We start from the raw sequence: 24,389 nt of genomic DNA on the forward strand, positions 1-24,389 counted from the left end.
CACCTGAGCCTACCTGTAGGGGTAGGTTCGGAAGGCATGAGTGATATGAAAACGACCCTGCGCGGGGATCTCAAGGAAGCCATGAAGGCCAAGGATAAAAACCGCACCGGCACCATCCGCATGTTGCTGGCCGCCATCCAGGAGGAGGAAACCAAGGGCACCAAGCACGAACTCACCGATGAGGACGTGCTCAAGGTGATCGCCCGCGAAATCAAAAAGCGCCGCGAGTCCGCCGAGGTCTACGCCACCAATGGCCGCCAGGAGCTTGCCGACGCCGAGCTGGCCGAGGTAGAGGTGCTCCAGAGCTACCAGCCGGAGCAGCTTGACGACGCCGCCCTGCAAGACCTCGTAGCCAAGGTCATCGCGGGCATGGACCCGGCCCCGACTATGAAGGACATGGGCCAGGTGATGAAGGCCGCCACCGCCGAGGCCGCGGGCCGCGCCGATGGTAAGCGCCTTTCTGGGGCGGTTAAAGCTGCCCTAAGCGCTCCCGCAGGCGATTAGTTAGTTCCTCTAGATCCGAGGTATCCACCGTGGGCAGAGCCGGGCGCTCGGAAGTCTGAGGGGTGACCGAGGCGGTGGGGGCCTGGGAAGTGGGCTCGGGCTGCCTGGTGGGTCGGGAACCATCCGAGACGTCCAGGGTGACCAGGCTGCCGGGCCGCAGCCCCTCGGGGTTTTCCGTGCGCGCCGCCCTGACGATGCCGCGCGGAGTTCCCTCCCCGGGCACGCTCTGGGTGTTCACGGTCAGGCCCGCCTCTTCGAGGAGGGCGCGGGCCTCATTCTCGTTTTTCCCGGTGGCTTCATCGAGGGCGCTTTGTAGGCGTCCGCGGTCGAGGTCGCGGTTGTAATCGGGCAGATAGCCGCCCACGGCCTGTGGCACGGCGTTGGCCCATTGGAACCAGGTATCGGCGGGTTCATTGCCGCCGAAGAGGTTGCCGGTGCCGCACTGCTGCACCGGCCCGCTGCACAGGGGCAGGTTCTGCGTGCCGTCGTTGTAGATGTACGGCGCGGCGGCGATATTGCTGTTAAAGCCCAGGAACGCGGAGGACATATGCGATTCCGTGGTACCCGTCTTGGCGGCGACGGGGGAACCCCACCCCACGGCCTGCGCGGCGCGGGAGGCGGTGCCGGAAACAGCGTCCTCGGAAAGCCCATGCATGAGGGCATTGGCGGTTTGGGTATCTAGGACGTCCTCACATTCGGGACGTTCAAGGGGAATCTCGTTGCCGTCGCTATCCGTGATGGAGGCGATGGGGTTGGGTTCGCACCAGCGCCCACCGGAGGCGATGCTGGCCCCCACGTTGGAGAGCTCCAGTGCGTTGACGGCCGTGGGGCCTAGCGTGAAGGAACCCAGGTTGTGATCCTTCATGTAGTCCGCGATGGAGGCCTCTCCATCAAAGCTGCCGGGCACGGCGTAGGAGCGCAGTCCCAGTCCCACGGCGAGGTCCACCACGGGGGCCACCCCTACTTGCTGGATGAGTTCCACGAAGGTGGTGTTGGGGGATTGGGCCAGGGCGTCCTTGAGCGTCATTTGGGGGGCGTAGGTGCCCGCGTTTTCCACGCAGTAGGTCATGGCCGGGCAGTTTTCGGCGCCGCCCTCGCCCATGCCCACGGCCTCGAAGCGTTCGGGCACGTTCAGCATGGTTTCCAGCCCCATGCCGTTATTGATGGCCGCGGCTGCGGTAAAGACCTTGAACACCGATCCCGCTCCGTTGCCCACCATCGAGGTGGGTTGGGGCATGAGCGTTTCTCCGTTTTCCGGGTCCAGGCCGTAGTTGCGGGAGGAGGTCATGGCGAGAATATCGCGGGAGTCCTCACCGGGGCGCACCACGTTAAGCACCTCGGCCACCCCTGGGGTGCCGGGGTTGACGTTGGCGGTCACGGTATTGCGCGCGGCGTCTTGCACCTGCGGGTCCAGGGTGGTGCGGATGGTGTAGCCGCCCTTGGTGAGCACGTCCTTGGGCAGGCCCTTGGCCTCTAGGTAGTTCAGGGCGTAATCACACATGAAGCCGCGGTCGCCGGCGGTAATGCACCCGTTGGGCAGAGATTCCGGCTGCTCCTGTACGCCCAGGGGGCGGAGCTTGTATTGCTCGGCCTGGGCGGCGTCGAGAGCCCCATAGGAGACCATCGCATCGAGCACGGTATTGCGGCGGGCGGTGACGCCCTCGGGGTTGGAGTAGGGGTCGAGCACCGAGGAGGATTGCACGATTCCGGCGAGCATGGCGGCCTGCGGCACGGTGAGTTCGGCGGCGCTGATGCCGAAGTACGTGCGGGCGGCGGCCTCCACGCCGAAGCTGTTGTTGCCGAAGGGCACGAGGTTGAGGTAGCGGGTGAGCACCTCGTCCTTGGTGAGTAGTTTGTCCAGGTCCGAGGCCATACGCATCTCGCGGAGCTTGCGCGGGATGGAGGTTTCGGTGGCGGCGCTGCGCTCGGCGTCGTCGTCGGCCGCGACGAAGAGCAGGTAGTTCTTCACGTACTGCTGGTTGAGGGTGGAGGCACCCTGGGAGACGCCGCCGGAGGTCAGGTTGGTGACCAGGGCGCGCATGGTGCCCTGCATATCCACGCCCTCGTGCTCGTAGAAACGACGATCCTCGATGGCGACGATGGCGTCCTTCATCGACTGCGAGATTCCCTCCGAGGGGACCTCGTAGCGGCGCTGATCGTAGATCCACGCCATCGGCTCGCCGGTGACATCGGTGATGGTGGTGACGCCGGGGGCGTGACCATCGGTGAGGTCCGCGAGGTTGGATTCCATCGTTGAACTAGTGCGCTGTACGGCGATTCCGGCGACGCCCGCAGCGGGGGACAGCGCGATGGCGGAGACCACCCCGATGCTCACGGTGGTGCTGAGGATCGTCGTCAGCGATTTAGCGATAGACACGTGCTCAACCCTACGCATTTTGGCCTCAAACAGGAACCCCAACCTCCCCCTTTTGTGTGACTCATTCGACATGGGTACACCCATGTGACTACACTTACCCAACGAAAAGCATAGGTATACCAAAGGAGTGCAGTAATGACCGCTTCCCTTGTCTATGAATGCGACAATGCTTTCCTCGATTACGGGGCGGAAAAATGCCCCACGGACATCGTGCGTGACCGCGATGAATGGGTCATGCGAGCGCAGTGCCGCCACGTGGACCCCGACGCCCTCTTCGTACAGGGGGCCGAGCAGCGCAAGGCCGTATATATCTGCCAGGGCTGCCCCGTGATGAGCATTTGCCGTGCCGACGCCCTGGATAACAGGGTGGAGTTCGGCGTATGGGGTGGCCTCACCGAGCGCCAGCGTCGCGCGATCTTGCGCAAGAACCCCGAGATCACCAGCTGGGCCGATTACTTTGCGGCCGGTGGGGATCTTCCGGGGTGGTAATCGCCCGGCCACAGTCCCGGCTACAGTGTTGTGCATGACAACTTGGGAATACGCAACCGTGCCTTTGCTCACTCACGCCACCAAGCAGATCCTCGATACTTGGGGTGAGGACGGCTGGGAACTCGTCACCGTCATGCCGGGGCCGAACCCGGAAAATGTGGTGGCCTACCTCAAGCGTGAGGTGCAGTAAATGATCTCCGAGCGACTTGCCGAACTCGGCATCACCCTGCCCGCCGTGGCCGCCCCGGTGGCCGCCTATGTTCCCGCCGTGCAGGTGGGCAACCAGGTATGGACCTCCGGGCAGCTCCCCTTCGTCGAGGGGGCGCTGCCCGCCACCGGCCAGGTGGGTGCGGAGGTCACCCCCGAGGAGGCCGCTGGTCACGCCCGGTTGTGCGCGCTTAATGCACTTGCGGCTATCGACGCCCTCGTGGGCATCGACTCGATCAAGCGCGTGGTGAAGGTGGTGGGCTTTGTTGCCTCCGCCCCGGATTTCCACGGTCAGCCGCAAGTGATTAATGGGGCTTCCGAGCTGGTAGGCGAGATCTTTGGCGAGGCCGGCGTGCATGCGCGTTCCGCCGTGGGAGTGGCGGAATTGCCGCTGGATTCCCCGGTTGAGGTGGAAGTGATCGTAGAACTTCACGCTTAAGTATGGGCACCCGCACCCGTAGGGCGCTAAGCTAAAAGATATGCAGCATCCCGCCTATAGCCAGCTTCGGCCGGTTACCGCCTCGGCCTCTGTTGTCCTGTGCCCCAATCCCAGTTACGCCGCACTGGAAGGCACAAATACGTGGGTTATCAAGGGCCCAGACGATGAGCGTTGCCTCATCGTGGATCCCGGCCCGGAAGATGAGGGGCACCTGAATGTGGTGCACTCCAAGGCCGGGGAGGTGGCGCTCATCGCCCTGACGCACCGCCATCACGATCACGCCGATGGCGCCCCGCGATTCCGGCAACTCACGGGCGCTCCCATCCGGGCGATGGACCCCGCGCAGTGCCACGGCGGCGAGCCTTTCCGCGACGGTGAGATTCTTTCCCTGGAAGGGGTAACCCCCCAGGTGGAGGTGGTGCACACCCCCGGTCACACGGGTGATTCCACCTCTTTTTTTGTGTGGTCGGGAACCCCCGGTGAATCCACCTTGGAAGGCATCATCACCGGCGACACCATCGCGGGCCGCCACACCACGATGATCTCCGAGACCGACGGTAACCTGCGCGATTACCTCGCCTCGTTGGAACTCCTAGAGCGCCGTGGCAAGGACATTCCCCTGCTGCCCGGTCATGGGCCGGACGGCGAGGATACCGCCGCGTTCGCCCGCAAGTACATCGACCGCCGCCAATACCGCCTCGACCAGATTCGCCAGGCCTGGGAGGAACATGGCAAGGACATTGAGCTGCGCACCCTGATCGACGTGATGTACGACGACGTTGACCCCGTTCTCCGCGGCGCCGCCGAGCAATCCACGCGGGTCGCCCTGCGGTACCTGGAGGACAACGAGTAAGTTCCGCTGCTGTTTGCGGAGAGGGAGCCCCTGGGGCTCCTTCTTTTTTGTGTTGGTGCGGCGGCGCTTTGGGGTGCCAGTAGGAGTGTATTGGCGCTCCCACGCCCCGAGGTGGCACCCCTTGGGGTTGCGCTGGTGTTGTTGCGGCCGCAAGGGGTGCCACTGCCCGCTTATCGACGCCGCCCCTCCCGCCAGTGGCACCCCAAAGTGCTGTGGGCGGGTGGGTACGTGGTGGGTTGGCGGCCGGGACCTCAGCCAACAGCCCCGGCGTCTTGATCCGGCCAACCACCACAACCCCAAGGGGTGCCGTTGTGGGTTCGTGGCGGCATCGGCTGGTGGTAGTGGCACTCCTTAGTGTCGTAAGCGCCGTAGTTGGTTTGGGTACGTGGATGAGCCGGGGGTTGCTGTCCCTGGAAAACACGCGCGGCTAATCTCCCCGGCCAACTCCCTCAAAGTCCAAACAACCCTAAAGCGTGCCACTACCGGAACCCCGAGCCCCAAAACTCACCCAATGGCACCCCTTAGCGCTGCTGCCGCCGTCAACCCATCAGCAACCCACCCCGCCACCAACGAAAGCGCCCACCCAGTCCTCAAAAAAGACTGAGCGGACGCTCTGTAAACACGGGCGCTCCACAAGCTCCACAAAACGCGGGCGCCCTAAACGCCCACAAGCCCCACCCCCAAGCGCTCTGGCAAACTACCTCGCGCGCCGGGCCAGGTGCTCGGTATCCACGATGAGTACGGACTTGCCTTCCAGGCGAATCCAACCGCGGTGGGCAAAGGTGGCCAGGGCCTTGTTCACGGTCTCACGGGAAGCACCTACGAGCTGGGCAATCTCCTCCTGGGTGAGGTCGTGGTTCACGCGCAGCGCGCCGCCTTCTTGGGTGCCAAAGCGGTTGGCCAGTTGCAGCAGCGTCTTGGCCACGCGGCCGGGCACATCGGTGAAGATGAGGTCGGCCAGGGAGGCGTTGGTGCGTCGGAGGCGGCGGGCGAGAACGCGCAGCAGTTGCTGGGCGATCTCGGGGTGCTCGTCTACCCATTGGCGCAGCATGGCGGCATCCATCGTGGCGGCGTGAACCTCGGTGACGCACACGGCGGAGGAGGTGCGGGGGCCGGGATCGAAGATGGAGAGTTCACCGAACATGTCCGAGGGGCCCATGATGGTGAGGAGGTTTTCGCGGCCGTCAGGGGAGTGACGCGAGAGCTTCACTTTGCCCGAGGTGATGATGTAGAGGCGGTCGCCGGGCTCGCCTTCGTTGAAGATGGTGGAGCCACGGGTGAACCGGGTGGTCTCCATATCTTGGATGAGGTTGTGCACGGCCGTGGGGTCTACGCCCTGGAAGATTCCGGCGCGCGAGAGGATGTCTTGTACAACTTCCACAGTTTCTCCATTCAAGGTACGGACGCAGAACTCCGGACCCTGTGTCTGCATACCAGCGGTGGTAGGGCAGGTGGAGTACGCCCGCCTGGTGTACTCGCGCTAATAGTGTCTATCCCGGATTGAATCTGCGTATTAACGTGAAATTGTGAACCAGCACCCACTGTACAAGGAAGTTGGTTCTCCTTGCACGGTAACCGCGTGCGGCCCGGCAGGTGCGCCCGAGGTTTCGGGATGTGACCTGCTAGTGGGGATTCTATAGCAGTTCTTTATTGGTCTATAACTAACAGTTTCTTAGGTATTTGAACTAGCTGGGTACGATGCCCACCGGGGAGTAAATATGTTGTGTGAGTGGAAAATGGCACACTAATGGGTATGCCCGATCTCGCTCTTACTCGCCGCGCGCGTCGTATTAATCGAGCGTTGGCGCAGGCCTATCCCGATGCTCATTGCGAGCTGGTGCATTCCAATCCCCTGGAACTCACCGTGGCCACGGTGCTGTCTGCGCAGTGCACGGATGAGCGGGTCAATAAAGTTACCCCCGCCCTCTTTGAGTGTTTCCGCAGCGCGGAGGATTACGCGCGGGCCTCGGAGGAAGAGGTGGCCGAGTACATCCGCAGCACGGGTTTGTATCGCTCGAAGGCGCGCAATCTCGTAGGCATGGGGCAGGCGCTCGTCGGCCGCTTTGGCGGCGAGGTGCCAGGCAATATGAAGGACCTGGTGAGCCTGCCGGGGGTGGGCCGTAAAACGGCGTTGGTGGTGCTGGGTAATGCTTTTGGGGTGCCCGGCATGGCGGTGGATACGCACGTGGGCCGCCTGGCCCGTCGCATGGGTCTGACCGAGCAGAAGGACCCGCTCAAGGTGGAGCGGGATCTCACGGAGCTTATCGAGCGCCCGGAGTGGACGATGTTCTCGCACCGCATGATCTTCCACGGCCGCCGCGTGTGCAAGGCGCGCACGCCCCTGTGCGGCCAGTGCCCGGTGGTGGCGGATTGCCCGTCGAGGGGAGCATAGGTGAAAAAGCAGGTAGTGGGCTATGTTGTGGCCGTCCTCGCGGTGCTGGCTCTGTTGTTGGCGGTGGTGCCGGGCATGATGCGCGGCCCGGAGACGCAGGAGGCGGAGCAGCAGGAAGCCGAGGTCGCGCAGCGCCCGGAGTGCGCGGCGCGCGGGGTAGCCGGGGTGGAGCTGCCCTGCCTGGGGGCGTCGAATGCTGACCAGGAGGAGTTGAGCGAGGGGGCCGTGACGGTGGTTAACGTCTGGGCCTGGTGGTGCGCGCCGTGCCGTGAGGAATTGCCGCTCATGGAGAGTTTTGCGCAGGCGCACCCGGAGTATCGGGTGGTGGGGGTGCATGCCGACGCCCGCGCGGCCAGTGGTGCGGCCCTCCTCAACGAGTTGGGCGTGGACCTGCCGAGCTTCCAGGATGACGATAATTCCTTTGCCGGTGCCCTAGAACTGCCCGGTGTGGTCCCCATTACTCTGGTGGTACGCGATGGAAAGGTGCTCAAGATGTTGCCCAAGCCCTATACGCGCGTGGAGGATATTGAGCGCGACGTACAGGAGGCCACCGCATGATCCCCCCGTGGTTGCTCCCCCTCAAGCGCGCCGCAGAGAAGGGCGCGGTACCCACCCCGGGGCGTGAGGCGGAGGGGGCTAGGGGGCGTCGAGAAGCGGCGGTACTCATGGCGCTTTCCGGTGACCCCGCCGCGCACACCTTGCCTGACGAGGCCGCCGTGCTGCTCACCCACCGCACGCCCACGATGCGCGCCCACGCGGGGCAGGTGGCCTTTCCGGGAGGTCACATTGATCCCGGCGATGCGGGGCCGGTGGGGGCGGCGCTGCGTGAGGCGTGGGAGGAGACCGGCTTGGGGAGCGCTACCGTTACCCCCTTGGTGACGCTGCCGCCGATCAGCGTGCGCGTCAGCGGTGCGATGGTGCACCCCGTGCTGGCGTATCGGGAGGAGTCCGGGGCGGTTTATCCCGCGAGTCCGGAGGAGACCGATGATGTTTTTGACGCTCCCCTCGCTGAGCTCATCGACCCCGCCCATCGCCTCACCGTGGGGTGGCAGGGCTGGTCCGGCCCCGCCTTCCGCAGCCACGGCTATCTGGTGTGGGGTTTTACCGGCGCACTGCTGGCGGGGCTTATCGACGCCGCCGGCTGGACCCAGCCCTGGGACCACGAGCGCGTGGTGGATCTGGGCGAGGCGTTGGCGGCCTCGCGGAATAATGAGATGTGAAAGGGCGGAACCCCGCAAGTGAATCCCGGTGTGATGGTTGATGTGCTCATTGCCTTTGCCTGCCTGTTGGCGCTGCTCGGCGGCTGGCGGCAGGGCGGCGTGGCTTCTTTTCTCTCCGCCGTGGGAGTGCTGGCCGGTCTCATCGCGGGGGCCGGTCTCATGCCTTTGGTCATGCCGCTGACGGATTCGGTGGGCCTGCGCTTCCTCATGGCCGTGGGGGTATTGCTGCTGCTTGTGGCGGTGGGCAACCTCGTGGGCGGCATGATTGGCTCCGCGCTGCGCAATGGCATGAAAACGCGCTCCTCGGTCAAGGTGGATTCCGGGCTGGGGGCGCTATTCCAGGTGGCGGTCACCCTGGTGGTGGTGTGGTTGGTGTCTATTCCAGCCGCCACGGGTGTGGGCGGACAATTGGCGACGGGGATTCAAAGTTCGCGCATTTTGGCGGGGGTGGATCGCGTGGTGCCGGATTCGGCCTCGCGCCTGCCCTCGAAGATCTCCGCCCTGCTTTCCGATACCGGCCTACCGCCGGTGATCTCCCCCTTTGGGCAAGGGATTTCTCCCGAGGTGGAGGCCCCGAAGATTCAGGTGGATAACGTTGCTCTGGTGGAGCAACTGCGCCCGAGCGTGATTCACGTGATGGGCGATGCCCCCGGCTGCCGACGCCGCCTCATGGGTTCTGGCTTTGTGGCCGCCCCGGATTACGTGATTACCAATGCTCACGTGGTGGCAGGCACCAATCAGGTACGCCTGGATACCGCCGTGGGGGTGCGTGATTCTCAGGTGGTTCTCTATGACCCGGAGATGGATATTGCGGTGCTGCACAGCCCCGGTTTGGGGCTGGCCCCCTTGGCCTGGGCGGATTACACCGCGGAGACGGGGCAAGACGCGATGGTGATGGGCTTCCCGGAGTCCGGCCCCTTCGAGGCCGCCCCGGCCCGCGTGCGCGAGGCCCTGACCATTGCTGGGCCGGATATTTACGCCTCGGGGCGCTTTGAGCGCGAGGCCTATACCGTGCGCGGCTCCGTGCGTGAGGGTAATTCCGGCGGGCCGCTCTTGGACGAATCCGGTGCCGTGCTCGGCGTGGTCTTTGGGGCCTCGGTGGATCAGTCGGATACTGGCTATGCGCTCACGGGCCGGGAGGCGCGCGAACGCATTGGGGAGATCACGGCTTTGACGCAGCCGGTGGCTACGGGGGAGTGCGTGGCGCGGTAGCGAGCGGCGGGGGCTGCTCGCTAGGGGCGCGGCTGCGACGCGGTGGGGTGCGTGCAGCGGGGGCTGCGGCGAGGTAGGGGCGTGGCGGAGTTGGGGCAGGGGCGCCGCTGAGGTAGGTGGGGTTAGCCCAGTTCCCTGCGCAGAAACTCGCTGATGGTGGCGGCGAGAGCGGCGGGGGATTCGATGCTGGGCAGCGTCTTGGTGCCCTCGATGTGGCGGCGCTGAAACCTGCTCTGTGCCTTGGGTGTGAGGCGCTGCGCGCCGCGGCGGCCCAAGTGCACCCAGAGGTGGCGCGGCGGGGCGAGCATGAGGGTGGGGGCGGAGATTTTAAGCCCCAGCCACTTGGTAGGAATTGCTGCGGTGAGTAGCCGATTATTGCGGCGTCGAGCGCCCAAGGTGGAACCAATACGCCGGGCGGTGAGCCGCAGGCGTAGGTTTTCCTCGAAGGCGGGGGAGCGGTGGAAGGCCGAACTCGTGGCGGCGCGCAGGTGCCAGTGGAAGAAGGAATCGCGGTGGAGCAGCCAGCGTCCGATGGGGAGGCTGAGCCAGCGGCGCAGGATGGTCATGCCGTGGAGCCAGGGTCGGCTGGCCATTGCGCGGCGCATGTCTACTGGGTGCGCGGCGGAGATGGAGACGAGGGCGTCTACCTGCTTGGGTACTGCGGCGGCGGTGCACCAGGCCACGGCCCCTCCGGTATCGGTGCCCACGAGGGTGGCCGAGGAGTGGCCCAGGGCGCGGATGAGCCCGGTGACGTCCCCCACGGCGGAGCGAATATCGTAGCCAAATCCTGTGGGAGGTTTATCGGACATACCGTAGCCGCGCATATCGGCGGCGGCCACGTGAAAGCCCTGCTTGGCGAGGGGATCGATCACGTCTTTGTAGTCGAACCAGCCGCCAAAACTGCCGTGCAGCAGGATGATGAGAGGGTGATCGGGGGAGCCCGCCTGGGCTACGTGCAGCCGTACCCCCCTGGTGTAGATGAGGTCATGGCGAAACGGCCCTTCGAGGTGCACGACGCTGGGCGGAAGGGGGAGTTCTGCGGCCATGACTACTCCTTGGGGAGCGCGGATGCAAGGGGGCTGGGCGTGGGAAACCTCCCGATCCGTCTGTGGCGCATCGGGAGGTGGGGAGGAAGAGCGGGAGACTACCTAGCTGTACATCCCTCGGTCTTTGGATTCCAGCTTCTTCTGGGCGGAGCCGGGCACCAGGTTCTTCAACTCCGTGACGGAGTCGATGGTCTTTTGCGGCGCGCCAACGCTCTTGACCTTCTTCAATCCCACCAGGGCCAGCAGGCCAGCGGTGAGGATCATCACCAGGAACACGATGAGCAAGGAGGTCCAGGCGGGCAGCCACAGGCTCAGCAGCGCGGCCACGAACATGAAGAAGAAGAACGTGCTGTAGAGCGCGATGGTTCCGGCGGCACCAAAAAGGCCACCGCCGATGGCGCCCTTCTTTACCTCGGAGGTCAGTTCGGTTTTAGCCAGCTCCAATTCGGAGCGGAAAAGGCTGGACATCTGCTCGGTGGCATTGCTGACCAGCGTGCCGATGGATTGCTCCCCGGTGGAGGCATTCACATCGCTTAGCGGTATAGAGTTCACCTGGGGGGTGAAATCCCTCGGGCTATCGGTAAAAAATCCGTCCTTGTTGCTCACTTTTCCTCCCAGGAGCGGTTAGAGTATTTCTTCGCTTCCACACAGTGTAGACGGTGCAGTCCATGCTCATCCTATCGTGCCTCTATAGGGTGGGCGCTATGTTTGATAGGTTGCGCAGCCTCGGCGCCGTCGATGCCCTCGCCAGGCAGGCCACCGAGGACATCGCGGCAGTGCATCGCCGCCCCGTCAATCTGCGTCGATCCGAGGTCACCGCCTCAGAATCGGCCCTGCGCGGCGCGCGCAGCAGTGCGCTTATCGACGCCGCCCCGCAACCTCCCATCAGCGCCTACGGGGTGCTCGCCCCCGGATACGTGGAATCCATAACGCGCACATGGTTGCGGGCCCCCTTGCAGGTATTGGCCCGCCTCGATGTGCTCTCGGGTGGCGATGGCGTGCCTCAAACGGAGGTAGAGCGGCTGCATGGTCTCCGAGACATGATCGTGGCGGGCGAGGACGATGCCTTGCTGCCGCAGGTGGTGCACGCGGAAATTGCGGCGCGGGAGGTATTTGGAGAACGCAGCGGCACGGTGGCGCGCGTGGCGGGGCGAATCGCGGCGATAGCGAGCGGCTTCGATCCCCGTGGTTTGGCGGTTCCCGAGCCCTATCTTTACCGTCACCGGGCGGAATATCATGCCGCCCTTGCGGAGTACGCACGCTCCTGGGAGGGGGTATCTTCCCTGCTAGAGCTGTTATTGTGGGCGTGGATTGATGGGGCGCGGGAGGCGGAATCTATTGCCGCGGCGGCGTGAGTGGCCGCTTTCTTGAGTAGCGCTCTTGCCACCGTCGCGCATTTGTGCCATAATGACCTGTGCAAGGCCCCGATATACTGTGTGGCCTGCCCCGGTCCGCCCCCCGAGACCGGGTTACTTGACGGCCCGCGCACACCCCCCCGAGGCGCGGGCCGTCCCTTATGTCTGGGGCTATTTCGGGGTTCTGACCTCAATCGTGCACAGCCGCAAGTTATCCACAATTCTTTGTGACACATCACCTTCCTAGGTGAGTTATCCACATCAGAACAAAACCCTCTAGTGACGGGGTAGCGCAGCCAGCACACTGAGCAGTATGAATCCTTCCGATTTTCTTATTCTGCTCATCGTTATCCAGCCTTCCCTTCACTCCGAGGCCGCGCACATCGCAGCCGCCAGCGGCATGAAGGTAGTAGATAGCACCGACTCCGCCGAGATCGCTCGCTATTACCCACGCGCTACCGCCGTGATTGTGGACTATGAAGGTCGTTTTCTCCTTCCACCCCCGCCACCCAGGGCTGCTCCGGCGATCTATCTTGTGGGTGGTGACCCCGGCCCTTTGCCCCATCACGTGGTGGTGGAGTGCCGTGCCGAACGCGGCTTTGTGATCCCGGCTCAGGCCGCTGACCTCCTGCGTGTTCTGGGGAAAACAGCGCGCGTAAGTATCACTCCCTCAGATACTCCCAGCCGGGTACTGGGAATAATCGGCGCAGTAGGAGGCGCAGGAACCTCTACTTTGGCGGTGGCCGCGGCCAGAAAACTCGCGGAAAAGCAGCCAACGATCCTGATTGATGCCGTGCCGCAATCGGGAGGCCTGGATTTATTGCTCGGTTGTGAGGAAACACCGGGTGCGCGGTGGCCGGATGTGCGACTGGCGGAGGGCAATACCGCGCCGGAGGACGTGCTGGCAGCCCTTCCTGGGCGTGATCGGGTATCGGTTCTTTCGGCTTCACGCAGCGCTATTGATGATGGCTATGAACTCACCGCCCAGGAACTTTCCGGTGCGGTGGATACGCTGCGGCGCGGTGATACCCCGGTGGTGCTTGATCTCCCCAGCTTTGGCCCGTTGTTCGAGGCCGGGGTCCAAGCCTGCGACGAGGTTATACTGCTGTGCCCCACCGAGGTGCGCGCCGGGGCACGGGCGGCCAGCATTGCGGCGCATGTGCGCGCACGTGGCGTCGCCGCAGCGGTGGTATTGCGACATCGTGGCTGGTCTGGGCTTGATCTAGAGGATATTCAGCAACTTACTCGCCTGAGCGTAATAGCGGAGCTTTCCACCATCTCCGGTCTGGCCAAGGCCACGGAATTGGGAGGGGTCCCGCCGCGATTACCCCGCACGTTGCGAGCGGCCGCGGAGGCGGTGACGCGATGAAAACGCATGAGGACGTGGTGGAGGGGGTGCAGCGTCGGCTGATAGAGCAGGGCTGCTTGGATACCACCGAGGTTGCTGCGGCTGTGCGGGCTGAGGCGGGGCTTATTAGCGACGTCGAGGTGCTTGCCATACTGCGCCGCCTGCGGGATGAATCCGAGGGAGTGGGTTCCTTGGAGCCGGTCTTGAGCCTCCCCGGAGTAACAGATGTGTTGGTCAATGGGCCAGAGCAGGTGTGGTTTGATCGCGGCGATGGCTTGGAGCGATCCAAGATAACTTTTAGCGATGACGCCGCCGTGCGCCGCTTAGCCACTCGTTTGGCGGTATCCGCGGGTACTCGGCTCGATGATGCTCAACCTTTTGCCGATGGTCGCCTGCTGCGTTCCGATGGCACGAGTATCCGCTTTCACGCGGTGCTTAGTCCTCCCGCGGAATCGGGCACGTGCGTGAGCCTGCGAATACTGCGGCAGGCGACGATGGACGTGCCGCAATTAGTGCAGGCTGGGGCACTTTCTGAGCCCGTGGCCGAATTGTTGCGGCAGATCGTGCGACGCCGCTATTCCTATCTCATCGTGGGCGGTACGGGTACGGGTAAAACCACCCTGCTTTCCGCTCTCCTGGCGGAGGTTCCCGCCACCGAGCGCCTTCTTTGTATTGAGGACACCGCAGAACTCGCTCCCCGCCATCCGCATGTGCTCAATCTCGTGGCGCGCCGGGCCAATGTGGAGGGGTGCGGAGAAATTACGCTGAGCACGCTGCTGCGTCAGGGGTTGCGTATGCGCCCGGACCGCATCGTCGTGGGAGAGATTCGAGGCCCGGAGATAGTGGATCTTTTCTCTGCGCTCAATACCGGGCATGAAGGCGGGGCGGGAACCTTACACGCCAATTCTCTAGCGGAGGTTCCGGCCAGGATAGAGGCCTTGGCGGCTTTAGGCGGATTAGAAAGAGAGGCTGCGCACAGCCAATTTGCCGCAGCGGTGCAGATCGTCATGGTCATGCGCAGAACAAAAGGGGGAGGCCGCGTTTTGGGCCAAATCGGGGCGGTGGAATGGGGAGCACAGGGATTGGTGCACATTCGAGAATTGTGGCGCCGGGGTGCAGAAGTGCCGTCGTTAGAAGGAGTGGAACGATGGTGAGCCTGGTGGGATGCGTGGCGGGAGCATGTGCCTGTTTCCCACCGCGGCCTTTGCAGCGGATACGAGAAATAGCGGCCCGGCCTAGGTCTAGGGCTCAGGGGTGGATATGCGCAGGAGCGCTCATCGCTTGCGTACTCGCTCTTGTGTCCTCACTGAGCGTGGTCATAGCAGTGGGAATAGCGGTGGCAACGGGATGGCGGATAGTGCTTTCGCTAAGGGCACGGCAACGGAATGAGCGCCAGCAACAAGGTTTTGCCGCCGTGCTGGGCCGGATTGTGCAGCAATTGCGCAGCGGGGCCGATCCCACGGTTGCTCTCAATAACGCGGTGCGGCATGGAGAAGAAGTGGACGCCTCCGTGCTCCAAGGATTGCACGATATGGCCGCCGGGATAAATCCGCCGGAATCGTCGGGTACGATCCCGCAACTCGGCACCGTGGCAAATCTATGGGAAGCCGCCCGACGCCACGGCGTGCCCCTAGCACCCCTGTTAAGCCAGGTGCAGGCCACCTTGGAGCGGGAAAGGCGACATCGCGCGGCGGTTCGCGCTCGCCTGATGGGGCCGCAATCGACGGCGCTGGTGCTCACACTTCTGCCCCTGGCGGGAATGGGATTGGGGACGGCGATGGGTGCCCAACCTCTTTCCTTCCTCCTGGGTGGTGGCCTCGGCGGAATAGTGCTCATGGTGGGCACGGGTTTAGTTTCCGCGGGAGTGTTGTGGACGCACCTTCTCATCGAACGCGCGGGAGGCCGGCGATGATGGTGTGTGTTTTCTTAGCGGCCGCCTTGCTTATCCTTCCCGCAGGGGCTCGCACGCAGCGCTTGCGCCGTGAACGGGCAGCCACTCGCCCCCGCGATGGCCCAATATATGCCGCGGTAGCGTGGGTGCGTTCCAAGCTGAATCACGATAAGGGGAATATCGCACCGGAGGTAGCAGGCGATATTGAGCTCTACGCCGCGTGCATCGCGGTGGGGCTCCATCCCGCAGATTCTGCTCATGTGGTCTCCACATGCAGCACTCTAGGGCAGCGTTGGAGAATGATCGCCTCCCTGTTGGCCCTGGGAGTGTCCCCGGAACGAGCCTGGCGCGATGCCACGGAGGTTCCGGGAATGAAGGAATTGGCTCATATGGCGTGCCACTCGCAGCACAGCGGCGCACGCTTTGCCGACGCCGCCGCACAGATTGCGGAGGAACTGCGCCAGAACCAAGAAAACCACGATACCGCCATTGCAGAGCGCTCTGGAGTGCTCATTGCCATGCCGCTGACACTGTGCTTTCTCCCAGCGTTTTTTCTTTTGGGATTAGCCCCGGTGCTCATGGGGCTGGCGCAGAAGATTTTGTAAATATACCAGTATCTCTAAGGAGTAATCATGCACATCATCATTTATATGATGGTCACAGCCGTGGAAAATGCGGCCAGAAAAACGATACAGCTTGGCCGTGAGGAAAAGGGCCTCAGCACTATTGAATATGCAATGGGAACCCTTGCCGCGGCGGCCTTGGCGGCCGTGTTGTACGCGGTGGTCAATAGCTCGGCAGTCACGGATGCGATTCAGGGGATTATCACCGATGCCCTTAACAATTCCCCGGGTTAGAGCGAAGATAGAAGATGAGCGGGGTTCGGTGACCGTGGAGGCCGCCATTGCCACAAGCGCGGTCATCGTGCTCTTTGCCTTGCTGGTAGCGGGGTTATTTACTCTTGCTGCCTATCTTTCTGCGATAGATATTGCCGGTGCCGCTGCCCGGGAATACGCCATTACGGGCAATCACATGGAGCCAGTACGGGGGAGCGTGGTGATGATGGAAGAAAGTGGTAAAGGCACCGCTACGGCGGAGATACCTTCTCCTTTTGGAGTAATGCGGGCGCAAGCCGTGTATCCGATGGAGAGGCAATGAAGAAAGGAGCGAGATCGGAGGAAGGCTACAGCACCCTCATCGCGGCGAGCCTTTGTGCTGTGTTGGTGGGAATAGCGGGCATGATCGTGGTGATAACCGGAGGCGTGGTGGCTCAGCATCACGCGCAGGTAGCCGCCGATATGGCTGCTCTTTCCGCCGCGCAGGCATACTTTGCCGGGGAGGAGCCCTGCCGGGTAGCGGAGGAAAACGCGCGGGACAATAACGCCGCCTTGGTGCACTGCCAGATGGAGGATTCCGATGCGGTAGTTACCACCCGCGTCAAAAGAAGGGAGGCGAGATCACGCGCAGGCCCCATATGAGCCTTTTATGCTTCCACGGCGGAGACCAGCGTACCTAAAAGGCGGATGGCGCCAGGTTTGCTCAGGGGTTGATTACCATTGCCGCATTTGGGAGATTGCACGCATGAGGGGCAGCCGGATTCGCAGGGGCAGGATCGTACTGCCTCGAATGTGGCCTTGATCCAGGTGGCAAAGTTTTCAAAGCCGCAATCGGCAAATCCGGCTCCACCGGCGTAGCCGTCGTATACAAATACGGTGGGGAGGCCAGTATCGGGGTGAACCGTGGTGGAAAGGCCACCTATATCCCAACGATCACAGGTGGCAATGAGCGGGAGCATGCCGATGGCGGCGTGTTCTGCGGCGTGGAGCGCCCCCGGCTGTTCTGCCACGGGGATACCGATTTCTTCAAGGAAGGAGGGGGTGAGGGTATAGGCCACTGCGCGGGTATGGAGGATGTGGGCGGGCATGGTGAGGGCGACGGTATCGAGCAGGGTGCCATCGGGGCGGCGTGCCACGTAATCCACCACTTGATTGGTTACCTCTACGTTGAGGGAACTGAGGTTCAGCCCAGGGCGTAATTCTCGGTGGGCTAGGGGTTCTCCGAGAATACGTATGGAGGTGGTGCTGCGGGCAAAGGTGGTGTAATCCACGGAGGCCGGACGCACGAGGGCCACGGCGTCGTCAAGGTGCAGATCATCCACCACGTAGGTTTCGCCCTGGTGCAGGTACACAGCCCCGGGATGTACGTGGGCGGGAGCACGGGTGGTGTCGATGGTGCCCAGCAGGCGCCCGTCGCTGGCATCAGCGATGAGTATTTCGCCGTTGTTGCCACCGCGCAGCCCCAGTTCTCCATGCGCGCTATCCATGTGGTCGCCCACGGGGAACCAGCCGCAGGGGCGTCGGCGTAGCAAGCCCTCTTCCTCTAATTCTCCGATCACCTCGGTGGCTCCGAAGTAATCAATGTCTTGGGCGGTGAGGGGGAGTTCTATGGCGGCGCAATAGAGGTGATCGCGCAATACGTGAGGATTATGGGGATTGAATACTGAGCGCTCTAAAGGGCGGCCCAAAAGGGCATCGGGATGGTGGATGAGGTAGGTATCCAGGGGGTCGTCGCGGGCCACGAGGACCATGATTGAGCTTTGATTGCGCCTGCCCGCGCGCCCTGCCTGCTGCCATAGCGACGATACTGTTCCGGGAAAGCCCGCGGTGATAATGGCATCGAGCCCACCGATGTCAATTCCCAGTTCTAAGGCGTTGGTGGTGGCCACCCCTAGAAGTTCGCCGGAATCGAGCTGGCGCTCCACGGCTCGTCGATCTTCGGCAAGGTATCCGGCTCGGTAGGGGCGTATTTTCTGGGAGGCCAGGGGTTTGCCCATGAGCACGAGGTCCTCGGAGGCCTGCATGGCCACGGCCTCGGCGGCGCGCCGGGAGCGCACAAAGGTAAGGGTGCGTGCGCCTTGGGCGATCAAGGCCGCCATGAGCCCGGCAGCCTCTGAGGTGGCCGAGCGCCGTGTAGGGGTGGCGTCCTCGGAGGGGAGTGGTCCTGGTTCCCACAGCACTATGGTGCGTTCGCCGGAGGGGGAACCATCCTCGGTGATCGCTTGTACGTGGAGGCCCGTGAGTAAGGAGGCGTGTTCTGCGGGATCGGCGGAGGTGGCGGAAGCCGCAATGACGGTGGGATTGGCGCCATAATGCCGGGCCAGGCGCAAGAGTCTCCGCAACACGAGCGCGATGTGGGCGCCAAAAATACCCCGATATACGTGGCACTCATCTATCACGATGTAGCGCAGTTTGCGCAGCAGGCGAGCCCAGCGGGGGTGATGGGCGAGGATGGAAGCGTGGAGCATATCCGGATTGGTCACGATGAGCCGGGAAATATCGCGAATACCGGCTCGGGCCTCGGCGGGGGTATCGCCGTCGTAGGGGGAGGGATGAATACCGGAGAGGTCCGGGACCTCGGAGCACAGGCGGCGGAGATTGCGTATTTGATCTGATCCGAGGGCCTTGGTGGGGGTGAGATAGAGGGCGCAGGAGGTGGAGTTATTGGCGAGCTCGGTGAGGAGGGGGAGTAAGTACCCCAGAGATTTTCCAGAGGAAGTGCCGGTGGAAATTACTACGTGATGGCCCGCGTGGGCGGCCTCGGCGGCCTGCACTTGATGGGCGTACAGGCGGGGAACGCCGTTTTCCTCTAAATAGGTGCGCAGGCTGGGGAGAATCCATTGGGGCCAGGCGGAGAATCGAGCTGGTTGTGCCGGAATGGTGGAGGAGTGGGTGCACTGGGAGCCGGGAAAACGAGAATGGAGGGCGGCTACGAGTTCTGAATCCAGGGAGGAATGGGGGGATGATGGTGGGAACATCGAAGAGGTTACCCCCTTTTGAGGTTAAGAAAATGATTCTGGCCTGGGATTTTTCAGGTTTATACTTTCGATACTATCGCGCGGCTGCAAAACGTGACACACTAATACAAGGTCGCAGTTTCTGTGCGCAGTGTGTAGGCGCTCGCAGGAGATGAACATGCGGGCGCCCAGGATCATGTTGCGGTACTGGGTAGTTTGATGAGACCCCGTTTCCCGCCGGTGCATCAGCGCATCGGCACAGAACCAGAAGAAAAGGTTGCAAGAACATGGCACAGGGAACTGTTAAGTGGTTCAATGCCGAAAAGGGCTTTGGCTTTATCGCTCCTGAGGATGGCTCCGCAGACGTCTTTGTCCACTACTCCGAGATTCAGGGCAACGGTTTCCGCACCCTGGAGGAGAACCAGCGCGTGGAGTTTGAGATCGGTGAGGGTGCTAAGGGCCCCCAGGCCCAGCAGGTTCGTGCTCTGTAGCGCAAGCTGAAGAGTACGAAGGCCGCAGCTCGGTTCGCCGGTTGCTGCGGCCTTTCTTAATGGTCTGAGTGAAATAACACTTTCGCAATATGTGATCGTGGCCGCTTTTTCCTTTTGTGATTGATACATGCTGGGAGGGGTGGTACTCTCTCCGGAGAATGTTGTAAGAAGGCTGCCAGTAGCCTTTTTTCCTGTTATGTGCAGGTTGATTTTGGGAGGATGAACGTGCGTTATTTGCGCGCAGCTGCGGCCACTTTGATGGCGTGTGTGGCTTCTGTTTCTGTGGTCCAGCCGGCTTCTGCCCGGGATTATTCTTATTTTGTTACTGATGCCCAGTGCCGCCAGGTGCATCGGGCTCTGGAATCTGGTCAGCCCATACCGTATATGGAGAAGATGACCGGGCTGGTAGGCACCGTTGAAAACGGACAGGCAGAGGTGTACCTGGGCACGTCTCGCTATGCCGATGAGATTCGGCAGAGCGTTAATGATTGGAATGAGGCCCTGGGCGGCCAAATTACCATCGAGATCGTTGATGCCAAGACTGAACGCTCCATCAACTTTTCTGATGTAGATGGTTTCAAATACTATAATGGTATTACTTATAACCATGAAAAGGGCTCGGACATTGAGCTCGTCACCACGCACCTTGATGGTTTCAGCAGCGAGAACCGCAGCTTTGTCATTTCGCATGAGATGGGCCATTCTTTTGGTATGAATCACGGTTGTGGTGGGTCCCTCATGGCGGATAAGACGGTTTTTAGCCGGGTGTCTACCTTGAAGCCCTCCGAACTTGATGTTGCGCTTGTTCTGGCGAACAACCTGAATAGGTAAATTGCGCCAGGTGCGCTTGCGCTTACGCTCAATCTCTATGCACGTGCACTCAGTAAGCGCATGAATACGCGAAGATAAGGGGCGGCTCGAAAATCTCCGAGCCGCCCCTTATCGGTATGTTTAGGCTCGTGACGTGGCGGAACGCACCGCAGAGTATTCGCTGAAATGCGCGTTTATCTTGTCAATGAGCACGCCTACTAGCGCCCCAAGGGTAAGGCCAAGGGCGAGGCCCACCAGGGGGTAATCCTGCACCACATAGCCGCCGAGGTATCCCACAAAGCCGGCCTGGGTGGCCCAGATGATGACTCCGATGGTGTCAAAGAGAAAAAACTTCTTCCACGGATAACGCATGGAGCCGAGGGAGAGGGTAATGACGAGCCGGCCCCAGGGGATAAAGCGGGCGATGATGATGGTGAAGCCCGCGCGGCGTCGCATATTGCTTTCCACCCACTTCATCGTCCGCGCCAGTTTGCTTTTGGGGGGAGCGGAGCGGATGAAGTGAACAAAGCGGGTGCCTAGGAGATAGCACACATTATCGCCAATAACGGCAAAGATGATGCCGGTGGCGATGATTCCCCAGATATTGGGGTTTCCGGTGCTGCCCGACCACGCCCCGGCCATCGTGAGGATGGATTCGCTGGGGAAGAAGGGGATGAGGCAATCGAGGAACACCAAGGTGGCGGTGATGGGGTAAAACAGCGCTGAGGTCATAAAAAGCTCGACCCAGGCTTCAATCTGATGTGTCATCCCACCTCCGAGGTTGTTGGCGCTTGTGCCCCAACATTCTAGTGGTGCTTTGCTGACGGCGCGCCACCCGTGGCACTCGCGGCATGGATTCGGTGGGGGTTGCGTAATGGCGCTATTAAATACTGTGTACGGTGTAGCAGTAGTAAGAAAGTATCGCATGGATTGAAGGGATGTAGTCCCGTGGCAGACACTCAGGGATCGGGCGTGAAGCGCCTGGTGATCGTGGAATCCGCGACGAAGGCGAAGAAGATTCAGCCTTATCTCGGTGATGATTACCTCGTTGAGGCCTCGGTGGGTCACATCCGCGATCTGCCGCGCGGTGCTGCCGATGTTCCGGCCAAGTACAAAAAGGAGCCTTGGGCGCGCCTGGGCGTGGATACCGAGAACGATTTTAAGCCCCTGTACGTGGTGAGCAGCGATAAAAAGAAGAAGGTGGCTGACCTCAAGGCAAAGCTCAAGCTCGTTGATGAGCTTCTGCTGGCCACCGACCCCGACCGCGAGGGTGAGGCTATTGCCTGGCATCTCCTAGAGGTGCTCAAGCCCAAGGTGCCCGTGCGCCGCATGGTGTTCAATGAGATCACCAAGGCTGCGATCCTCGCCGCGGCGGAAAACACCCGTGAGCTGGACGATAACCTCGTGGATGCGCAGGAAACTCGCCGCATCTTGGACCGCCTCTATGGCTATGAGGTCTCCCCGGTGTTGTGGAAGAAGGTCATGCCGCGCCTTTCGGCGGGCCGCGTGCAATCGGTGGCCACCCGCGTGATCGTGGAGCGCGAGCGCGAGCGCATGGCCTTTGTGTCCGCAGAGTACTGGGACGTGGCGGCCACGATGGATACCGGCGTTGCGCAGGAGGATCGGGATAATCCCCGCGAGTTCGTGGCGCGCCTGTCTCGCCTTGGCGGCAAGCGCGTGGCGCAGGGGCGCGACTTCAACGATGCCGGTGAGCTGAAGGGTTCCGCCAAGGGCGAGCTGGTGGTCGTCGATAAGCAGCGTGCCGACGCCCTGGCGGAAGCCCTGCGCGGAACCACCGTGCTCGTGGCGAATGTGGAGGAAAAGCCCTATACGCGGCGCCCCTATGCGCCCTTTATGACCTCCACTTTGCAGCAGGAGGCCGGGCGCAAGCTGCACTACACCTCCGAGCGCACCATGCGCATTGCGCAGCGCCTGTACGAAAACGGCTTCATCACCTACATGCGTACCGATTCCACCTCGCTATCCTCCCAGGGTATTCAGGCCGCGCGCGAGCAGGCCCGCGCCCTGTATGGGGAGAGCTTTGTGGCGAGTGCCCCCCGGCGCTACGACCGCAAGGTGAAGAACTCCCAGGAGGCTCACGAGGCGATCCGCCCGGCAGGTGAGACCTTCGCCACGCCGGGGCAACTACATGGGCGTCTCGACGCCGAGGAATACAAGCTCTACGAGCTGATCTGGCAGCGCACCGTGGCCTCGCAGATGGCGGACGCCAAGGGTACCTCGCTCAAGGTCACGCTCACGGCCGAGGCCGAGGCGGAGTTTGCCGCGACCGGGCGCACCATCACGTTCCCAGGCTTCCTGCGGGCTTATGTGGAGACAAGCAGGCTTGCCGACGGCCGCGACGTGGCTGACAATGCGGAGCGACGCCTCCCCCGCCTCAGCGAAGGCGATACCCTCACGGCCACGGAACTCAGCGCCGATGGGCACACCACGAATCCGCCCGCGCGCTATACCGAGGCCAGCCTGGTGAAGAAGATGGAGGACCTGGGAATCGGGCGCCCCTCCACCTACGCCTCCATCATTAAGACGATCCAAGATCGCGGTTATGTGATGGTGCGAGGTAATGCGCTGGTGCCCAATTGGGTGGCCTTTGCCGTGGTGGGATTGTTGGAAAATAACTTCTCCGCCCTGGTGGATTATGATTTCACCTCCTCAATGGAGGATAAACTCGATGACATTGCCACCGGCTCTGCGCATGGCGTGGATTGGCTCACCAGCTTTTACTTTGGCAATTTAGAGGCCGATGAGGATATTGCCGATGCTATTGCGCGCCGTGGTGGCCTAAAAACTCTGGTGGGAGACAACCTGGAGCATATTGATGCCCGCCAGGTTAATTCCCTGCATCTTTGCGATGATGCCGAAGGGCGGGCTATTAACGTGCGCGTGGGCCGTTATGGCCCCTATATCGAGCGCCAGGTGGGAGTGAACTCTGAGGGAGAGCCCGAATACCAGCGGGCAAATCTTTCCGTGGACACCACCCCCGAGGAATTGACCCTGGAAGCCGCCGAAAAACTCTTTGCTACCCCCCAGGGGGGACGCGAACTGGGTGAGAACCCCGCTAATGGCCGCATGATCGTGGCCAAGGAGGGGCGCTATGGCCCCTACGTCACCGAGCAACTGCGCGAGGATGAACAGGAGCATGCCGAGGCGGAGGCGGAAAAGGTAGTGGCCGCCGAGCGGGCCGAGGAGGATAGCCAGCGTGCCGCCGAGGGGAAGCGTGCAAAGAACTGGGGCACCAAGACCGCCGAGAAGCAGAAGGAAAAGCGGATTGCTGCCCTGGTGGAAGAGAGCCTGAAGCCTGCCACGGCTTCACTGTTCTCCTCGATGGAGCCAGCCACTGTGACGTTAGACCAAGCGCTCCAACTACTTGCGCTACCGCGTGAGGTGGGGGTTGATCCCACGGATGGGGAAGTGATTACCGCCCAAAATGGGCGATACGGGCCGTACCTGAAGAAGGGTTCTGATTCCCGCTCGCTGGCTAGCGAGGAACAGATCTTCACCGTGACTCTCGATGAGGCGCGGCGCATCTATGCGGAACCGAAGCGCCGTGGCCGCGCTGCGGCGAAACCACCGCTCAAGCAGCTGGGGGACAATGACGTCTCCGGGCGGCCCATGAGCATTAAGGATGGGCGATTTGGTCCATACGTGACGGACGGGCAGACGAACGCCTCCCTGCGCCGCGGCGATACTCCCGAGACGATGACGGATGCGCGCGCCAACGAGCTGCTTTCTGAGCGACGAGCAAAGGAAGCTGCCAGTGGGGGCACTAAGACGGTGAAAAGGGCTAGGAAGAAAACCGTGGGGAAGTAAAAATATTCCCCGTATAATAGTTTGTATACAAATCAACCCTGAGGGCTTACGCCTGTATCTATAGTCCGGCGAAGGTAACGAAGAGATAACGGCGTTTCCGCGGCTGACGGGCTATCTTATGCTTGTGGAAGCAT

The 24,389-nt window shown here is 62.3% G+C and carries 26 protein-coding genes; 20 read left to right on the forward strand and 6 right to left on the reverse strand.

The window, feature by feature from the left end:
* Positions 1–36 precede the first annotated feature (36 nt).
* Positions 37–504, forward strand: a complete 468-nt coding sequence (locus Clow_RS01295; RefSeq protein ID WP_055175197.1) for a GatB/YqeY domain-containing protein — start codon at positions 37–39, stop codon at positions 502–504.
* Here the strand turns inward: Clow_RS01295 and Clow_RS01300 are convergent.
* Positions 470–2,881, reverse strand: coding sequence for a transglycosylase domain-containing protein (locus Clow_RS01300; RefSeq protein ID WP_055176224.1), 2,412 nt, complete (start codon positions 2,879–2,881; stop codon positions 470–472). The two genes, Clow_RS01295 and Clow_RS01300, sit on opposite strands and share 35 nt — an antisense overlap.
* Positions 2,882–3,115: 234 nt before the next feature.
* On the opposite strand from Clow_RS01300, the gene Clow_RS01305 reads away from it, so the two are divergent.
* Genes Clow_RS01305 through Clow_RS01315 form a run of 4 tightly spaced genes read left to right on the forward strand, consistent with a single transcriptional unit; the run spans position 3,116 to position 4,869 of the window.
* Positions 3,116–3,370, forward strand: a complete 255-nt coding sequence (locus Clow_RS01305; protein ID WP_245625681.1) for a WhiB family transcriptional regulator — start codon at positions 3,116–3,118, stop codon at positions 3,368–3,370.
* A 34-nt stretch (positions 3,371–3,404) separates the two neighbouring features.
* A complete protein-coding gene (sp36, locus tag Clow_RS11610) occupies positions 3,405–3,560 on the forward strand; it encodes a Sp36 family protein (RefSeq protein WP_156334520.1) in 156 nt (51 codons plus the stop codon).
* Positions 3,561–4,016 (forward strand): RidA family protein, encoded by a 456-nt coding sequence (locus Clow_RS01310; RefSeq protein WP_055175202.1) that lies wholly within the window; start codon positions 3,561–3,563, stop codon positions 4,014–4,016.
* Positions 4,017–4,056: 40 nt separating this feature from the next.
* Positions 4,057–4,869, forward strand: a complete 813-nt coding sequence (locus tag Clow_RS01315) for an MBL fold metallo-hydrolase (protein WP_055175205.1) — start codon at positions 4,057–4,059, stop codon at positions 4,867–4,869.
* Positions 4,870–5,566: 697 nt separating this feature from the next.
* On the opposite strand, the gene glxR is transcribed toward Clow_RS01315, so the two are convergent.
* On the reverse strand, positions 5,567–6,250 hold the full coding sequence (gene glxR, locus Clow_RS01320; RefSeq protein WP_055175208.1) for a CRP-like cAMP-activated global transcriptional regulator GlxR: 684 nt from the start codon (positions 6,248–6,250) through the stop codon (positions 5,567–5,569).
* A gap of 372 nt (positions 6,251–6,622) precedes the next feature.
* Here glxR and nth point away from each other — a divergent pair, with 372 nt between their 5' ends.
* From nth to Clow_RS01340, 4 genes are read left to right on the forward strand one after another with little or no spacing between them, the layout of a single operon-like run.
* On the forward strand, positions 6,623–7,261 hold the full coding sequence (gene nth / locus Clow_RS01325; RefSeq protein WP_055176227.1) for an endonuclease III: 639 nt from the start codon (positions 6,623–6,625) through the stop codon (positions 7,259–7,261).
* A complete protein-coding gene (locus Clow_RS01330) occupies positions 7,262–7,819 on the forward strand; it encodes a TlpA family protein disulfide reductase (RefSeq protein WP_055175209.1) in 558 nt (185 codons plus the stop codon).
* Positions 7,816–8,481: an NUDIX hydrolase gene (locus Clow_RS01335; protein ID WP_055175212.1), complete on the forward strand. Its 666-nt coding sequence runs from the start codon at positions 7,816–7,818 to the stop codon at positions 8,479–8,481. The genes Clow_RS01330 and Clow_RS01335 overlap by 4 nt, the downstream gene beginning before the upstream one ends.
* Before the next feature lie 33 nt (positions 8,482–8,514).
* Positions 8,515–9,693 carry a MarP family serine protease gene (locus tag Clow_RS01340; RefSeq protein WP_055176230.1) on the forward strand — a complete coding sequence of 393 codons (1,179 nt, stop codon included), beginning with the start codon at positions 8,515–8,517 and terminating at the stop codon, positions 9,691–9,693.
* 122 nt (positions 9,694–9,815) lie between these two features.
* On the opposite strand, the gene Clow_RS01345 is transcribed toward Clow_RS01340, so the two are convergent.
* Positions 9,816–10,739, reverse strand: a complete 924-nt coding sequence (locus tag Clow_RS01345; RefSeq protein WP_055175214.1) for an alpha/beta fold hydrolase — start codon at positions 10,737–10,739, stop codon at positions 9,816–9,818.
* A 102-nt stretch (positions 10,740–10,841) separates the two neighbouring features.
* On the reverse strand, positions 10,842–11,345 hold the full coding sequence (locus Clow_RS01350) for a phage holin family protein (protein WP_055175217.1): 504 nt from the start codon (positions 11,343–11,345) through the stop codon (positions 10,842–10,844).
* A gap of 98 nt (positions 11,346–11,443) precedes the next feature.
* Here Clow_RS01350 and Clow_RS01355 point away from each other — a divergent pair, with 98 nt between their 5' ends.
* The 8 genes from Clow_RS01355 (at position 11,444) to Clow_RS01395 (ending at position 16,811) form a co-directional block, all read left to right on the forward strand.
* Entirely contained in the window at positions 11,444–12,094 is a 651-nt protein-coding gene (locus Clow_RS01355) for a hypothetical protein (protein ID WP_055175220.1), read from the forward strand.
* Between the two features lie 313 nt (positions 12,095–12,407).
* The gene (ssd, locus tag Clow_RS01360; RefSeq protein ID WP_055175223.1) at positions 12,408–13,463 is read left to right on the forward strand and encodes a septum site-determining protein Ssd; all 1,056 of its coding nucleotides are present in this window, start codon (positions 12,408–12,410) and stop codon (positions 13,461–13,463) included.
* Positions 13,460–14,596, forward strand: a complete 1,137-nt coding sequence (locus tag Clow_RS01365) for a TadA family conjugal transfer-associated ATPase (protein WP_055175225.1) — start codon at positions 13,460–13,462, stop codon at positions 14,594–14,596. The genes ssd and Clow_RS01365 overlap by 4 nt, the downstream gene beginning before the upstream one ends.
* Before the next feature lie 143 nt (positions 14,597–14,739).
* A complete protein-coding gene (locus Clow_RS11260) occupies positions 14,740–15,354 on the forward strand; it encodes a type II secretion system F family protein (protein WP_169786558.1) in 615 nt (204 codons plus the stop codon).
* Positions 15,355–15,479: 125 nt separating this feature from the next.
* Positions 15,480–15,938, forward strand: coding sequence for a type II secretion system F family protein (locus tag Clow_RS11265; protein ID WP_169786559.1), 459 nt, complete (start codon positions 15,480–15,482; stop codon positions 15,936–15,938).
* Positions 15,939–15,986: 48 nt separating this feature from the next.
* Complete coding sequence (locus Clow_RS01385; RefSeq protein WP_055176232.1) at positions 15,987–16,190, forward strand: DUF4244 domain-containing protein; 204 nt, start codon at positions 15,987–15,989, stop codon at positions 16,188–16,190.
* The gene (locus Clow_RS01390) at positions 16,165–16,491 is read left to right on the forward strand and encodes a hypothetical protein (protein ID WP_055175237.1); all 327 of its coding nucleotides are present in this window, start codon (positions 16,165–16,167) and stop codon (positions 16,489–16,491) included. The genes Clow_RS01385 and Clow_RS01390 overlap by 26 nt, the downstream gene beginning before the upstream one ends.
* On the forward strand, positions 16,488–16,811 hold the full coding sequence (locus Clow_RS01395) for an Rv3654c family TadE-like protein (RefSeq protein WP_055175240.1): 324 nt from the start codon (positions 16,488–16,490) through the stop codon (positions 16,809–16,811). The genes Clow_RS01390 and Clow_RS01395 overlap by 4 nt, the downstream gene beginning before the upstream one ends.
* A gap of 5 nt (positions 16,812–16,816) precedes the next feature.
* Here the strand turns inward: Clow_RS01395 and Clow_RS01400 are convergent, their stop codons facing one another.
* Entirely contained in the window at positions 16,817–19,147 is a 2,331-nt protein-coding gene (locus Clow_RS01400; RefSeq protein WP_055175242.1) for a DEAD/DEAH box helicase, read from the reverse strand.
* Positions 19,148–19,413: 266 nt separating this feature from the next.
* Between Clow_RS01400 and cspE the strand changes: the two genes are divergently transcribed.
* Both cspE and Clow_RS01410 read left to right on the forward strand, forming a co-directional pair.
* Entirely contained in the window at positions 19,414–19,617 is a 204-nt protein-coding gene (cspE, locus tag Clow_RS01405) for a transcription antiterminator/RNA stability regulator CspE (RefSeq protein WP_055122404.1), read from the forward strand.
* 225 nt (positions 19,618–19,842) lie between these two features.
* Entirely contained in the window at positions 19,843–20,448 is a 606-nt protein-coding gene (locus Clow_RS01410) for a hypothetical protein (protein ID WP_156334522.1), read from the forward strand.
* A 120-nt stretch (positions 20,449–20,568) separates the two neighbouring features.
* On the opposite strand, the gene Clow_RS01415 is transcribed toward Clow_RS01410, so the two are convergent.
* Complete coding sequence (locus tag Clow_RS01415; RefSeq protein ID WP_055175247.1) at positions 20,569–21,195, reverse strand: DedA family protein; 627 nt, start codon at positions 21,193–21,195, stop codon at positions 20,569–20,571.
* 180 nt (positions 21,196–21,375) lie between these two features.
* Between Clow_RS01415 and topA the strand changes: the two genes are divergently transcribed.
* Entirely contained in the window at positions 21,376–24,255 is a 2,880-nt protein-coding gene (gene topA, locus Clow_RS01420; protein ID WP_055175250.1) for a type I DNA topoisomerase, read from the forward strand.
* Positions 24,256–24,389 lie beyond the last annotated feature (134 nt).

Origin of the sequence: Corynebacterium lowii (assembly GCF_001412085.1) — a bacterium.
In the GTDB taxonomy this organism is placed as follows: Bacteria; Actinomycetota; Actinomycetes; order Mycobacteriales; family Mycobacteriaceae; genus Corynebacterium; species Corynebacterium lowii.

Excerpts from the sequence above, each read along its gene's own strand:
- nth (WP_055176227.1), top strand. The coding sequence starts at position 6,623 with ATGCCCGATCTCGCTCTTACTCGCCGCGCGCGTCGTATTAATCGAGCG.
- Clow_RS01355 (WP_055175220.1), top strand. The coding sequence starts at position 11,444 with ATGTTTGATAGGTTGCGCAGCCTCGGCGCCGTCGATGCCCTCGCCAGG.
- Clow_RS01385 (WP_055176232.1), top strand. The coding sequence starts at position 15,987 with ATGGTCACAGCCGTGGAAAATGCGGCCAGAAAAACGATACAGCTTGGC.
- Clow_RS01415 (WP_055175247.1), bottom strand. The coding sequence starts at position 21,195 with ATGACACATCAGATTGAAGCCTGGGTCGAGCTTTTTATGACCTCAGCG.
- Clow_RS01395 (WP_055175240.1), top strand. The coding sequence starts at position 16,488 with ATGAAGAAAGGAGCGAGATCGGAGGAAGGCTACAGCACCCTCATCGCG.
- Clow_RS01335 (WP_055175212.1), top strand. The coding sequence starts at position 7,816 with ATGATCCCCCCGTGGTTGCTCCCCCTCAAGCGCGCCGCAGAGAAGGGC.
- Clow_RS01315 (WP_055175205.1), top strand. The coding sequence starts at position 4,057 with ATGCAGCATCCCGCCTATAGCCAGCTTCGGCCGGTTACCGCCTCGGCC.
- ssd (WP_055175223.1), top strand. The coding sequence starts at position 12,408 with ATGAATCCTTCCGATTTTCTTATTCTGCTCATCGTTATCCAGCCTTCC.
- Clow_RS01310 (WP_055175202.1), top strand. The coding sequence starts at position 3,561 with ATGATCTCCGAGCGACTTGCCGAACTCGGCATCACCCTGCCCGCCGTG.
- cspE (WP_055122404.1), top strand. The coding sequence starts at position 19,414 with ATGGCACAGGGAACTGTTAAGTGGTTCAATGCCGAAAAGGGCTTTGGC.
- Clow_RS01345 (WP_055175214.1), bottom strand. The coding sequence starts at position 10,739 with ATGGCCGCAGAACTCCCCCTTCCGCCCAGCGTCGTGCACCTCGAAGGG.
- Clow_RS01295 (WP_055175197.1), top strand. The coding sequence starts at position 37 with ATGAGTGATATGAAAACGACCCTGCGCGGGGATCTCAAGGAAGCCATG.
- Clow_RS01340 (WP_055176230.1), top strand. The coding sequence starts at position 8,515 with ATGGTTGATGTGCTCATTGCCTTTGCCTGCCTGTTGGCGCTGCTCGGC.
- sp36 (WP_156334520.1), top strand. The coding sequence starts at position 3,405 with ATGACAACTTGGGAATACGCAACCGTGCCTTTGCTCACTCACGCCACC.
- Clow_RS01400 (WP_055175242.1), bottom strand. The coding sequence starts at position 19,147 with ATGTTCCCACCATCATCCCCCCATTCCTCCCTGGATTCAGAACTCGTA.
- Clow_RS01365 (WP_055175225.1), top strand. The coding sequence starts at position 13,460 with ATGAAAACGCATGAGGACGTGGTGGAGGGGGTGCAGCGTCGGCTGATA.
- Clow_RS01390 (WP_055175237.1), top strand. The coding sequence starts at position 16,165 with ATGCCCTTAACAATTCCCCGGGTTAGAGCGAAGATAGAAGATGAGCGG.
- Clow_RS01305 (WP_245625681.1), top strand. The coding sequence starts at position 3,116 with ATGCGAGCGCAGTGCCGCCACGTGGACCCCGACGCCCTCTTCGTACAG.